Source organism: Lyngbya aestuarii BL J, assembly GCF_000478195.2.
In the GTDB taxonomy this organism is placed as follows: domain Bacteria; phylum Cyanobacteriota; class Cyanobacteriia; order Cyanobacteriales; family Microcoleaceae; genus Capilliphycus; species Capilliphycus aestuarii.
In genome coordinates, this window is the sequence record NZ_AUZM01000063.1 from 20,679 (window position 1) to 34,539 (window position 13,861).

The 13,861-nt window shown below is 38.1% G+C and carries 5 protein-coding genes; 3 read left to right on the top strand and 2 right to left on the bottom strand.

All coding sequences use genetic code 11. The features are described from left to right. Positions 1–118: 118 nt before the first annotated feature. Positions 119–1,822, bottom strand: a complete 1,704-nt coding sequence (locus tag M595_RS21230; protein ID WP_052001835.1) for a glycosyltransferase family 39 protein — start codon at positions 1,820–1,822, stop codon at positions 119–121. Positions 1,823–2,821: 999 nt separating this feature from the next. Then, positions 2,822–3,304 carry an orange carotenoid protein N-terminal domain-containing protein gene (locus M595_RS21235; protein ID WP_023068503.1) on the bottom strand — a complete coding sequence of 161 codons (483 nt, stop codon included), beginning with the start codon at positions 3,302–3,304 and terminating at the stop codon, positions 2,822–2,824. A 1,196-nt stretch (positions 3,305–4,500) separates the two neighbouring features. Here M595_RS21235 and M595_RS32775 point away from each other — a divergent pair. The 3 genes from M595_RS32775 to M595_RS21255 all read left to right on the top strand — a co-directional run. Then, positions 4,501–5,598 (top strand): calcium-binding protein, encoded by a 1,098-nt coding sequence (locus M595_RS32775; RefSeq protein WP_023068506.1) that lies wholly within the window; start codon positions 4,501–4,503, stop codon positions 5,596–5,598. A 71-nt stretch (positions 5,599–5,669) separates the two neighbouring features. Then, positions 5,670–10,973, top strand: coding sequence for a tetratricopeptide repeat protein (locus M595_RS21250; RefSeq protein WP_023068519.1), 5,304 nt, complete (start codon positions 5,670–5,672; stop codon positions 10,971–10,973). Positions 10,974–11,092: 119 nt separating this feature from the next. Beyond that, positions 11,093–13,861, top strand: a 2,769-nt coding sequence (locus tag M595_RS21255; RefSeq protein WP_023068513.1) for a tetratricopeptide repeat protein, incomplete at its 3' end; no start/stop codon positions are given.

The window sequence follows — 13,861 nt, forward strand, 5'->3', positions numbered from 1 at the left end:
TCTATAAAAAGTGGCTGATCTGTATTAAAGAAAGCCGTGAGTTGATGCTAACCAGAACTAGATTTTTTCTAGATTAAAAGGTTGAGGAACCATTACATTCTCCGACTCTAGCAACGCCTTATCTGCGAGTATAAACTGGGGAGATCTGACCCGAACCCTGATCTGGGGCTAGCGGGGAGAAAGATTGAGTAGAATTTGGCGTTCTCAAAGAAAGATCGATCCAAACATATTCTAAACTTTTTAAGACTTGACGGTCTTGAATCTCAAAGGATTCTCCCAGCAAAACTTGAGACATTCGATCCAATTCGGCAGCTTGCTTGTTGCAATTAGACCAACACAATAACCAGAGGCGATCTGGAGTTTGGGAAGATTCAGCCCCATCTTGGACTCGAAAAGACTGTTTATCGGCTTGAAACTGGGGAATTTGATTTTTAAACTCCACATGGTAGACGGGTAGCGAACCCTGATAGTAACGTTGGAAGGCGTAGTCATACCCCAGAGGTATGGAGTAAACTAAAATGGCATCGTTGGGCTGTTTATTCTCTTCAATGATCTCAACTGCCCCTTTCCAGTCAGTACGGTACGAAGTCGTGTAGTAAGCCGATAAGCCTCCCGATACGGCAACAAAATAGGCCACTGCTATAACCATAGCTAATAATCGCCGCCAATACCAAATCATTACAAAACCAGCCGCCAGGAGAATCAAGAGGTAGGGATCAACAAATAGCAAGTAACGCGACTTCCAAATCGGATCGGAAATATAGGAAAGAATCAGCGTACAAGTAACAGGCAATAGTCCCCAAAATGCCACCCAGCGCAATTTTTCCGAGCGTTGCTGATCGGCGACGAGGGAGTACAATGCCACCGCCAAAATCCCAATTAAGACCAGTGTAAAACCTGCATAAAACAGGAGACTCAACGCTTGGGTCGAGAATAATTTGTTCAATAATGAAGTATCACTCAACCCCTCGTTTTCTAGCGCAATTGTATTTGAGTTGATTAAGTTTCTCAAGGGCCAGTAAACCGTCACTTGAACCAGTTCGCCGACAACCGCCAGCAAACCCGGTCTGGAATACTGACCGGCCGTCGTTTCCATATACTCGCCATAGGCGCCCCCAGCCGTCATCGACAACACCACAGGAAAAAACGAAAGACTAACCACCCCCATGCTCACCGCCGATACCACAAACCAATGGAGTTGTTTGCGAAACTGCCAGGCTAATAAAATCGTATCGGGTAATAAAATCAAGACATTGTTGGCATTGCTGAGAAGCAAACCAATTCGCGCCAGAATCCATAGACCCAGAGCCAGATAGGTTGGACGTTCTAGGAAATGACACAAAGCCAAACTACCCGCCACACTCAAGAAGGTAATCAGCCCATACATCCGAATTTCCTGAGCGTGATTGATGAATAAGGGCGACAAAGCCATCATTAATGCCGCAATCACTCCCGTTGATTCACCCACGACCCGACAGCCCAGCCGATAGGTCAGCCAAACTGCACCAATAGTAAACACCACAGACATTGATCTGAGCCAAGCGTCACTGCTTCCAAACTGCATCCAAAAATTGAGCAGCATATAGAACAGAGGACGATTGTAGGGAAAGCTGAATTGAAAATCTTCTGAATCTCTGATACTGAGCATTTCATCAATATGTACCCCCTCGGTACCGAGTTGATAGAAACGCAGCACAATCGCTAATCCCATCACGATTGTTATGGGAAGCCACTGTTTAATTGAACTGTCTTTCAATAAAAATTTGCTGTTGTACATTAGGATGTCTATACCAAGTTGATGATGAACTTGAAACTCACGCATTCGGTGCAAGCCTTTTCCAACTTTGGAACTGTAAAGCCAAATCAACCGATGATCCGCACTATCTCTATTGAGTCTATTGGTGATGTATAATCCCTGTCTCTTAACTCTGATCAATAACTTAGAGTTTTTAGCTCTTGCCTAGATGCTGCAAGAGTTCAACTGAATCCCAATCCCTTATTTCTGTTTTACTCCAAATCTTTCATAGCTCCAAATCACGATTTAGAATTGGTTTCAAGATAGAACCTCTCGAGCTAACGCTGAAAGCCGTCCTTGGGATACTGTCATTAAAAAGTGGATTGTCAACTCTGTTTAATTGTTTGAACATCTTCAACCGTGGGAAGTGTAGGACTTTTGACTCTGATTATCAGAATTTAATTGGACAACTCCTTTTTCTCTGCCACACTTTTTTCGAGAAACATTATAACAAACTTGAGATATTTTTTACAGTTGATAGTTTTCCGGTTTGACGATGTGAAGTTGCTCAACTCATAACTCAGGCTTATTCAAGCAGATACTTTACAATAACTTTAAAAACAGCGACAAGTTTAAAGCTTTTGTAAAGATGGAACTCTACAGACAAGTCGATCAATAATGAGTTCAGTATTTTTTCTGAGTTTATAATAACTTGATTCCAGACTCTATAACTTAAAGATTCTGTAAAAATATTTGAGGGTATCAATTCTCCGACTTCTCTGTTGCGAGGACTCTCAATGGAAACCCCCCTCTCAGCCCTAACGAATTCTCTATTGTTGCCTAATCAATCATTTCACGCTCTTGAAAGTTTTTGGATCACCATCAAACTCATAGTGTCTACTGAGTGCGCCCGATGTTTTGTCATTGAATGGATGAGACAGCAAACAAATTCCCGGCTTCTCTAGGAAACCGGGAGTGATGAGCATTAAATTCTACAATTCTAATGGAAGAATTTGAGGTAACACTTCTCAGCTTAGGAATATCTAACCTCAGAATCTATCCATTTGGGAAAGTGAGAGTAATCAATTATATATTTCCCTGAGATGTTTCTTGAGAACCCGTCGGAGAAACAACCTTACGCAAGAAGGTGATTTGTTGCTCAAAGTCTAAGGTTTCAAGTGCCGCTAACAAGGTATCAGCTTTTTTATCAAATTGATAACCTTCGGGCATGGGAATGATTTCTCCGGTTTCCATTCCCTGAGCTAAACGATACCACAATAAAAGTTTAGTATTATCGCTTAAGGCTCCATATTCACGGGCAATTTGATTGTTACTTTGTTCTAAGAAATCCCGTTGAATTTGGAGTTGATCGTCGTGAGAGAGTTCTTTGATTTGATTGTACAATCCTTCTGCAATCGGAGGTTCGGCTGCTCCTGGAGCCGCTGGTGTGATCGAACTTCCCATCTTAGTATACAGGAACCACAACAGCGCGAGTTGAGTATCGGTGCTGAATCCTTTAAACTCGTTTAATGCGGGAGTAACATCGTTTTTGAGTTGAGCAAATGTCATAGAACATCCTCCTGTTTAATATCAAAAAAATTGGAAATATGGTCAAAAGCAAAAATTAAAAAGTTGTCATTTAACCAACCTGTCACATATCTTAATAAATATAAATTATCTTCTCATCCTCCTAGAGTAAGAGAGATCAATTAGGAAAACAAATGCTGTGGAGCAAAGTAAAAGAAAGCATCTATTCAACTCGAAGCATCCCCCAAAAGAAAGATTATTGACTGAAGTTGAGTGAGTCACAATATTTGAATACAATCTGATCACAGAGAAAATACAGATAATATTTGATCCATGAATTGATCCATGAACGTCCAGACTCATTTCAGGGGGGTTTATGGCAGAGGAAAAAGATCAGACCGTGACAATACGACTCAAATCAGTTACCCTACAAAAGTCAAGTATAAAAGTAGAATCGTGCTAGACTAGCTATTTAAAGGAAATCCTAAATATTATCGAGTCCTCGATGCGATCGCTGACTTTGAACAGATGCCTTGGTTAGTGACGGGCTACAGTAAAGAAATGAACATCGGTCAGGGGGTTCGCGCTTTGGGTTTCCGGAAAAAAAGCCGGAACTTATGCCACAGTAGAAATTGTCTCTCTAGCTGAGAAATTAGAGGAGATTCCGGATCGCAATTACGGGATCGATAAAAGTCGTTTAGGAATCAAACCGCAAGCGATCATACGCTTTACTGCCAAATTCATAGAAAAACCGCTATTGCGGGAACAATTAAAACTCGATCCCGTCTGGGAAGACTTACTGATAATTCGCGCCCCCAAGAGTACAAATTTTAAAGTGACTCCTCAACAGTGGCAACGAGTTGATTAAGTGTTATCATAAAAAACATTAAAGTAATTTACTCCCTCCCTAAAACTCATATAAATTATAGTGAGTTTAAGTGATACAGGTGTAGGGAGATAGTTCCTTAAATCCATGCCCATCGGGCAGAACACACGCTTTTAAATATTCAGTAATATAAGATTTTTCTTAATCTGTAAACTATCCGGATTATAGAGATGAATCCTGGAGAATAGATACAGGTGTGGGTAAAAATATCAGCAGCAGAATTTAAGAATATCAGGGTAGTCCAATTAACTTTCTAATTCAACTTATCAAATTGATCAGGGAACAGCTTACTGCATAAACGCTTTGGTTTAGCACATAACGGTGTGAATTCTGTAAGTTCCTATAGAAAATAATGTCCCAAATAATTACAACCCCTGAAATTACGCCATTACCTGGCGGTGGCTTTCTATTTCGAGGCGCAACTCAACAACCTAATAGTTTCCTGGGTTCAAATTTTGGTGATGAGATCTCAGGAGGGGATCTTGATGATCTCATATTTGGCTTTGAGGGTAATGATACCATCAGAGGTCTGGGTGGAAACGATACCCTTTTAGGAAATCAAGATGAAGATCTCATTTATGGAGGGGCTGATGAAGATCTGATCTTTTCCGGTAAAGATAACGATACAATCAGTGGCGATCAAGGAGATGACTTTCTTTTCGGAGACGACGGAAATGACTTGATCAGAGGTGGAGAAGGTAACGACACCGCTTTTGGGGGAGATGGAGATGACACCCTCATTGATAACGAAGGCGATGATATCCTCATCGGTAACAAAGGCAATGACTTGATCTCCAGCGGAGAAGGTAACGATCTCTTATTTGGTGGACAAGACAACGATACCCTAATTGCAGGTAAAGGAAATGACCAGTTATTCGGCGATATAGGTAACGATAGCCTCAGTGCCGGAGAGGGTGACGATACTGCTTTTGGCGGTGAAGGAAATGATACCGTTGATGGTGGCATCGGAAATGACCTCCTATTTGGAAATCAAGGAGAAGATATTCTCCGGGGTGGAATGGGAGATGACACAATGTTCGGGGGTTTAGGTCAGGATCTTCTTGAAGGGGGTTCTGGAAATGATTTCCTCGTCGGTGGTCAGGGAAATGATACGCTGACGGGTGGTGAAGGTGCGGATACTTTTGCATTCTCTTTCTTTGGATCGGAAAATACAGATACACTGACAGATTTTGATCCAACTGAAGATGTTATTCAACTCTCCAATACTGTCTTTAGTGCTTTAGACGGTAGCATTGACCCGAGCAAGTTTACCACTGTTAATAACTTTGATCCAAACAATCCAAATAACAGTCAAATTCAAGGTGCTAACTTAATCTACGACCAAACTCAGGGTTTATTATATTACGTTGATGAATTAGGCGTTGCTTCACCGATTGCTCAATGGGAAAACAAACCTAATCTGGGATTCGATGACTTTGAAATCATCTAATTTCTAAAACATAGACTGAGCATTTAGATCTATCTTCTATCAACAACACTCATTAAGTCTCTCTAAATACCATGCATCATACCGCTGAAGCTCTCGCAAAAAGAGGTCTAAACTGCTATCAGCAAGGACAGTTTGAGACTGCAATTTATTACTACCAGGAAGCTCTGAGCCAAAGACCGATTTGGCCAGAGATTTATATGAACCAAGGTTTAGTTCTTGATAATCTTAATCAGGTTCAGGGTGCAATTTACAGTTATCAAAAAGCAATTGAACAAAATTCAAATTATATTCAAGCTTATTATCATTTAGGCATTGCCTATCAAAAAGAGGGTCAAACTGATTCAGCAATCAATACCTATAAACAAGCGATTGAAGTCTCAAAAAAATTAAATTTACCGCCAGAAGCTCAGAGTCATTACTTGATTGATATTTATAATCATCTGGGCTATCTGCTCATTTCTGTTCAGGAAATACAAGAAGCGATTTATATTTTTGAAAGTGGAATTAATCAATTTAAACAGGAAGCAACTTTACACAATAATTTAGGTCAGGCTTTACTGGAGTTTAAGCAAGAATCAAAAGCGTTAACTTGTTTTCAAAATGCGGTTGAATTGGAGCCAAAAAATGATATTTTTCTTCAAAATTTGGGGAAAACATTTCAAGCTTTAAATCTTCATCAGGATGCCATTAAAAGTTTTAAACGTGCAATTAAGCTTCAACCCGAATCTATTTTTGCCCACAGTGCTTTGGGTGAAAGTTTAATCTCTATTGGTCAATTTAAGTCAGCGATCGCTAGCTTAAAAATTGCTATTTTTAGCCAAAATAAATTTATTGATGACTATTGTAGTCGCGCTCAGTCGTTGACGGGAAAAGATGAGCTTGAAAAGGCAATTATTGCTTGTGCCAATTTTTTAAATTCTTTGCAGGTTGATAGTGACTTTCCTCGCATTCTTGACTATCTTAATCAAACCTATATCCATCTTGGGAATACTTTAGTTGAATCAAAGCAATATCAAAAAGCAGAACCTTATTATCACAAATCGCTGCAAATTAATCCTCGGTCTAATGAGGCATATTTTCAACTAAACTTTTGTTTAGAAAAGCAAGGAAAATGGAATGCTACTCAAGTCATTAAACAAGTGCTTGAGGAAATTAATCCTACACTAGATGATGAGAGTTACAAGATAAATACTGCCAAAAAACAGTATAATTATCATCATAATCATCAAAACCTTGGACTTCTTGAATCTAACTCAAATCTAGAAAAATGTGAGGGATTAAACTGTCAAATTTGTCTCAAAGAAGTCTTCAGTAAATTCAATATTAAACCGTTAGGAGAAAATCTTTTTTCTTGTGAATTTGTTGATCAATCTTTAGTTTCAGAGCCTCAAGTTAGTCTCTCTAAATTTCAGTATGGACGAGTTTTGGCTGCTCCTCAAAAAAATAATTGGTTAGTTTGTGATCAGATCGCTATTTGGAATGCACAACACCAATTCATCCCTGAACTTTCTCGGAGTTATCCGGGTCAATTACCCTTCTGTAAACAGGAACACAGCTTCCCAAACTCCTATTTTGATCCCAATCATTTTCAGCCAGAAGAACAATCTAAGTTAGAATTAATCGAGGGAAATGTTGCCGTTTTATCCGGCTTATCGGGAAATGTTTATTTTCACTGGATGGTTGATATTTTACCTAGACTTGAAATTTTACGAAAACGAGGTTATGCTTGGAATCAGATAGATTGGTTTGTTGTAAATAGTATTCAGCAACCCTTTCAGCGAGAAACTTTAGAAAAGTTAGGAATTCCTCTTACAAAAATTATTGAAAGTGATCGCTGTCCTTATCTCGAAGCTGAAAAATTAATCGTTCCCTCTTTTTCGAGCGATTTAGGATGGCTATCTTCTGAAGCATTAGCCTTCCATCGAAGCCTCTTTTTAAACTCAAAAACACCCCATCCTCCGAACTTACCCACTCGCATTTATATCAGTCGAGAACAGGCGAGTTATCGTCGAATTATCAACGAAACAGAGGTGGTTTCTTGGCTCAGTCAATGGGGATTTGTTCGAGTTGAACTAGAGTCGATGTCAGTCCAAGAACAAGCCACTTTATTTGCCAATGCTGAGATTATTGTATCGGCTCATGGTAGTGGTTTAACAAATATTATGTTTTGTTGTCCGGGAACAACAGTGATTGAACTGGTTTCACCCCACTATATTCGCCATTATTATTGGGTCATTAGTCAGCAACTAAAATTGCAACATTTCTACATAAAAGGCGAAGAGTTTGGCTGTTATCCCGTTCGACAGCTGATGTATCCCAACCCTTTAACTGAAGATATTCTGATTTCCTTAAAATCTCTTGAAAAAGTTATGAAAGTAGCTGACATTATCCAAAACCCAACCATGCTCTCCTTTAAACCCCCAATCTCGAACCCAGTTATGTACCTTAACAAAAACAAAATAACACCCAATTCTACCCTTCAACCTGCAAAACCTGCGATCAAAACATCTACAGCTTCCACTCAATCTGGATTGTGTTTAAACTCCGAAGATACAGATATTTATCTACACGGAGCCGAAGCCCTTTATACTCAGAAACAATATGAACAAGCAGCAGTAGCTTGTCAGCGAATAATCAGCATTAAACCGAATGCAAAAGCGTATAAAATCCTGGGAAATGTACGACAAAATCAAGGTCAACTTGAAGAAGCCAAAGATTGTTATGCTAAAGCCATTCAACTTCAGCCAGATTTTGCGGAAGTCTTTTGTAATTTAGGTACATTATACGCCCAACAACAAGAGTGGCAACCCGCAATTATTTGTTATCAAAAAGCGATTACTTTACAACCGAGATTAGCGATTGCTTACCGTAACTTAGCCCGGACTTGGACTCAGTTAGGGAAAAAAGAAGAAGCCGCAGAATGTTGGTTTCATGCCTATACGCTGAATCCAGAAGCTGTATCTGCCGAAGAATATTTACACTTAGGAAATTCATTACTTGAGATTGGATTAGTTGAACGAGCAATTTCTTCTTATTGTCAGGCGATTCAATCCAATCCTTATTCTCAAGAATCTTATAAATACTTGGGTAAAGCCATGAAACGCCAGATGCAGTTGAGTCAAGAGGCGCTGGAATATCAGAGTATAGTTGCTTTGAATGCGGTAGGTTCTTTACCCGGTTACAAGCCCGAATATGAGATGCAAAATGAGGAGATCAATTCACTCTCCTCTCAACAGGATAAAAGATCTCTCAAAGGTTTACGAGGCTTCTTTAATAATTTATTTTCACCATTTAATTCTGAACCCGAAGTATCATCCGCTATTTTAGAAGCAACGTTACCAACACGAGGAAAAAACAATCACACAGTTTTCCAAGTTTCTTCATTACAAGAGGTTAATCATCAATCCGAAGATCAAGAATCAAGTACCAATCAGTCTCACCACATTGAACACCAAATATTATCTAATTCTCAACTTCAACTCCATCAATCTTTTCTAGAAAGTCAACCTCAACAAAATATTCCATCACTCTCGCAAAAATCCCAAGTTGAATACTATATTAGACAAGCAGAAACAGAGGCTCAACTTGGAAATTTACCAGCCGCAATAGAAGCTTGTCAGCAAGCGCTTCAAATTCAACCTGATACCGCAATTGCTTATAAAATATTAGGACAAATTGAACAAGCTCAGGGTCATCGAAAGTCTGCTCAGAATTTATATGAAAAAGCAATTGATTTTGGCTGGAAAGATGCAGAAGTTTATCTCAATTTAGGAACACTTTGCGCTCAACAACAACAATGGAAAGATGCTGTTAAGTATTATCAGCATTCTCTAAAAATTAATCCCAAATCAATAGTTGTTTATCAGAATTTGTCAAAAGTTTGGAAACAACTTGATAAACCTTTAGAAAGTGCGGGATGTTTGTATGAAGCTTATAGTTTAGAGCCACAACGAGCGACTGCTAAAGACCATTTTAACTTAGGAAATACTTTACTCAAGCAAAATCAGATTACATCAGCGATTGCTTGTTATAAACGAGTGATTGAAATGGACTCAACTTTAACCGCAGCCTATCAACATCTGAGTGAGGCTTTAAAACGTCAAGGTAAACTTGATGAAGCAGAATTTTATTTACAAAAACTAGAACAACTTCATTATCCAACAATCTCAATTCAAAAAGATAGTAAACCTCAGAATAATAACCATAACTTCTTGAATGGATATAATGGTCATCAGAGTTCTGAGTTAGATAAGATTACTTCAATTTCACCAATACATTTGAATGGTCACAATGGTCATCTAAATGGAAAGCACGAGTTAGACTCAAAAGTTGATACGATAGAGTTTTCAGAACAATCAGAAAAAGTTGAAGTTTTCGCAACTGAAAAATATTCTGAAACCCTTCAAAATGCTGATTATTATCTCAAAGAAGCAGAAGATTATTTAAAAAAAAAGCAGTTTCATAAAGCAATTATTTCTTGTCAAAAGTTGATTAAAATTCAGCCTGACTTAGCAATTGCTTATAAACTGTGGGGAAATGCTTTGCAAGGTTTAGATCGAGTTGAAGAAGCCAAAAAACAGTACAATCAAGCACTAAATCTAGATCCTAGTTTTGCTGAAGTACATACTAATTTAGGCAGTTTATATGCCAAAGATCAACAATGGGATTCAGCGATTTCTTGCTATCAAAAAGCGATTTCTCTTAAACCCAATTTAGCTTCTACTTATCGCAACTTGGCGAAAGTTTGGAAACACTTAGGAAAAGCTGAGGAATGGGCTAACTGTTGGTATCAAGCTTTAACTTTAGAACCCGAGAATGTTCCGATTGAAGAACAGGTAAAATTTGCTCAGGCTTTGATTACATTAGGAAAGCTTGATTGGGCGATTTTCTGCTATCAACAAGTGATTCAAGTCGATCAATCTCAACTCGAACCCTATCGAAATTTAGGAGAAATATTCATCACAAAACAACAATGGGAAGAAGCGATCGCTATCTATCATCAAGCGATTGAATATCATCCTCAAAAGTCAGAATTTTACTGTAAATTAGGTCAAGTTCTGACTCTAATTGAAGATTGGGAAGACGCGATTACCGCTTATCAGCAAGCTCTTGATCTCGATCCAAATTTAGCCACAGCCTATCATAACCTCGCAGAAATTTGGGTCGCTCAGGCTCAGTTTGATCAAGCCATTCGTTGCTATCAACAGTTAATCGAGTTAGAACCTAAAAATTGGGAAGCCTACCATAAATTAGGAGATATTCTTCAAGAAAAAGGTCTACTTGATGAAGCAGTTGAGGCATATCGTCAAGCCATTGAACTGACGGAAACTGAATCCTCATCCGTTGAAAATATTGAAGTCGAAACAAAAAATTGAAAAACGATCCGGATTCCGATATCCGGGTCTGTATAAATTAATTAGATGCTCTAAAAGTTTAGGTCTCCCTGACTGACTTTCCACCCGTCCGCTCAATACCCTCTACGAGCCATACTTCAATGTCTAACCGCAGTCAAGCTCAACTCGTCTCTCCTTTGAGTCAATCTGATCAAGTTTCCGAATCTCTTCAAGAAAAACAGTTGGTCGATAAAGGATCTATTGTCTTGAGTCAGCATAGCAGACAACCCAAATTAAATCCCGCCTTATCTCATTATAATCTTGGACTTGCCTTAGCTAAAAAAGGTAAATTAGAAGAAGCGATTAATGCTTATCAACAAGCAATTAAAATTGATTCAAAACTAGCTAAAGCTTATCATAACTTAGGTGAAATTTTAAGTCAAAAAGAGCAGTGGCAAGAAGCGATAGAAGCTTATCAAAAAGCGATAGATATAGATCCAAAAGTTTCTTGGAGTCATAACAGCTTAGGCAATGCGTTATTCAAGTTAGAAAAATTTCAAGCAGCAGTTAAAGCTTATCAAGACGCGATTGAACTTAATCCTAAGTGTTCTTGGAGTTATAACAGTTTAGGAGATACTTTACTGCGATTAAATCAGTGGAAAGAAGCAGTAGAAGTTTATCAAAAAGCAATTGAACTTAATCCTGATTTTCCTTGGTCTTATTATAACTTAGGTGAGGTATTAGCTCAACTCGGAAAGTGGGATGAAGCAGTCATAGCTTATCGCAAAGCCCTAAAGCTAGAGTCAGATTTACCAAAAATCTATGAAAAATTAGGGGATGCTTTGCAACAGCAAATGCGACTTTATGCAGAAGAAGCAATTAATTTATATCATCAGGCAATACAGCAAAATCATGATGATGTAGAACTCTATCATAAAGCTTTAGAAATTCAACCCAACAACGCAGAGTTATATTTGCAATTATGTCAGCTATTAGTAATAAAAAATGAATTAGACGAAGCTATTATTTTTTATAATATGGGATTGCAAGCTGACTCAGCAAAGTCAGAGATATCTGAAAAATTTGACTTAATGGAGTTGGGAAATGCCTGTGTTAAAAAGGGAAAATTAAAAGAAGCGATTTTCTTTTATCAAGAATCCCTAAATAATCATCCAGATAATGACTTTATTTCTTGGCAATTACAGAATGCTATAGCCATACAAAATCGGGAATTTACTTATTCATTGGAAATGGTTGAATACCTACGTCTTGTAGAACCCCAACCCTTAACCTTAAATACCAGTGAACGACCCGTTATTTCAATTATTATTCCGGTTTACAACCAAATTGTACACACTTATAATTGCTTAAGATCCCTAGCAGAAACTTTGGATGGTTCTCTGCCTTTTGAAGTGATTGTAATGGACGATCACTCCAAGGATAATACTCAAGAAGTGCTGAGAAAAGTCTCTGGAATTAAGTCAGTTTTTAACGAACAAAACTTGGGCTTTATCGGATCTTGTAATCGGGGAGCAAGTTTGGCGAAAGGCGAATATTTATTCTTTCTAAATAATGATACAGTCGTCATGCCTAACTGCTTTCAAGAACTGTTAAACACCTTCAAGCAGATACCCAATGCTGGATTAGTCGGTGCTAAATTTTTATATCCTAATGGAAAACTGCAAGAAGCAGGAGGGATTATCTGGCAAGATGGTTCGGCTTGGAATTATGGCAGATTAGATCATCCAAATAAACCCGAATATTGTTATTTACGGGAAGTAGATTATTGTTCGGGTGCTGGAATTATGATTCCCACCAAACTCTGGAGAGAAATAGGAGGTTTTGATGTTCGTTATAAACCTGCTTATTATGAAGATACTGACCTAGCATTTGAAGTAAGAAAGGCTGGATATAAAGTCTTATATCAACCCTTGGCAAAAATTGTTCATTTTGAAGGAATATCTTCAGGAAAAGACGTAACAAAAGGGGTAAAAAAATATCAGGTTGTTAATCATCAAAAATTCATTGAAAAATGGCAGGATGTTTTAAAGCTTCATCGACCCAATGCAGTTGAACCTCATTTAGAGCGAGAAAGACCTGTACAAAAGCGACTATTAATGATAGACGCTTGTATGTTAACCCCAGACCAAGATTCAGGTTCAGTTACAGCTTTTAACTTAATTAAAATCTTTCAATCTCTGAATTACAAAGTTACTTTTGCGCCGGACAACTTATTGTATGTTGAAAAGTATACCGAAGATTTACAACGATTAGGAGTAGAGTGTTTATATTGTTCTTATGTTACTTCGATTCAATCTCATTTAGAAGCTTATGGTAGTGAGTATGATGTCGTCTACTTAGCCAGATTAGAATTTACTGAAAAACACATAGATAACGTCAGAAAATTTGCACCTCAAGCAAAAATAATATACGACACAGTTGATTTACACTATCTACGAGAGGAAAGAGAAGCCAAGCTCAAAAATAGTTTTGAACTATCTGAAAAAGCAATGAAGACAAAAGAGCGAGAATTAGCGTTAATGGCAAAAGCAGACTGCACATTGGTTGTTAGTATGATGGAAAAACAAATGTTGGAACGGGAAAATCCTGACTTACAAAATATAGAATTTTTTAATATGCCCAGAGATATATATGGTGCAGCTAAAGGATTTGAGGACAGAAAAAATATCTTATTTATAGGTGGATTCCAACATCCTCCAAATGTAGATGCAGTGCTTTATTTTGTGCAAGATGTGTTTCCTCTAATCAAGCAACAAGTGAATGATATTAAAATTTTTGTTATCGGGAGTAAAGCCCCGGAAGAAATTTTGAATTTATCATCTGAGGATGTAATCATCACAGGTCATGTACCCGATATTTCGGAGTATTTTAATAACTGCAAACTCTCAGTAGCTCCTTTAAGATATGGT

What these genes read in the sequence shown, in the direction of transcription:
- M595_RS21230 (WP_052001835.1), bottom strand. Translation starts at nt 1,822, where the DNA reads ATGCGTGAGTTTCAAGTTCATCATCAACTTGGTATAGACATCCTAATG.
- M595_RS21235 (WP_023068503.1), bottom strand. Translation starts at nt 3,304, where the DNA reads ATGACATTTGCTCAACTCAAAAACGATGTTACTCCCGCATTAAACGAG.
- M595_RS32775 (WP_023068506.1), top strand. Translation starts at nt 4,501, where the DNA reads ATGTCCCAAATAATTACAACCCCTGAAATTACGCCATTACCTGGCGGT.
- M595_RS21250 (WP_023068519.1), top strand. Translation starts at nt 5,670, where the DNA reads ATGCATCATACCGCTGAAGCTCTCGCAAAAAGAGGTCTAAACTGCTAT.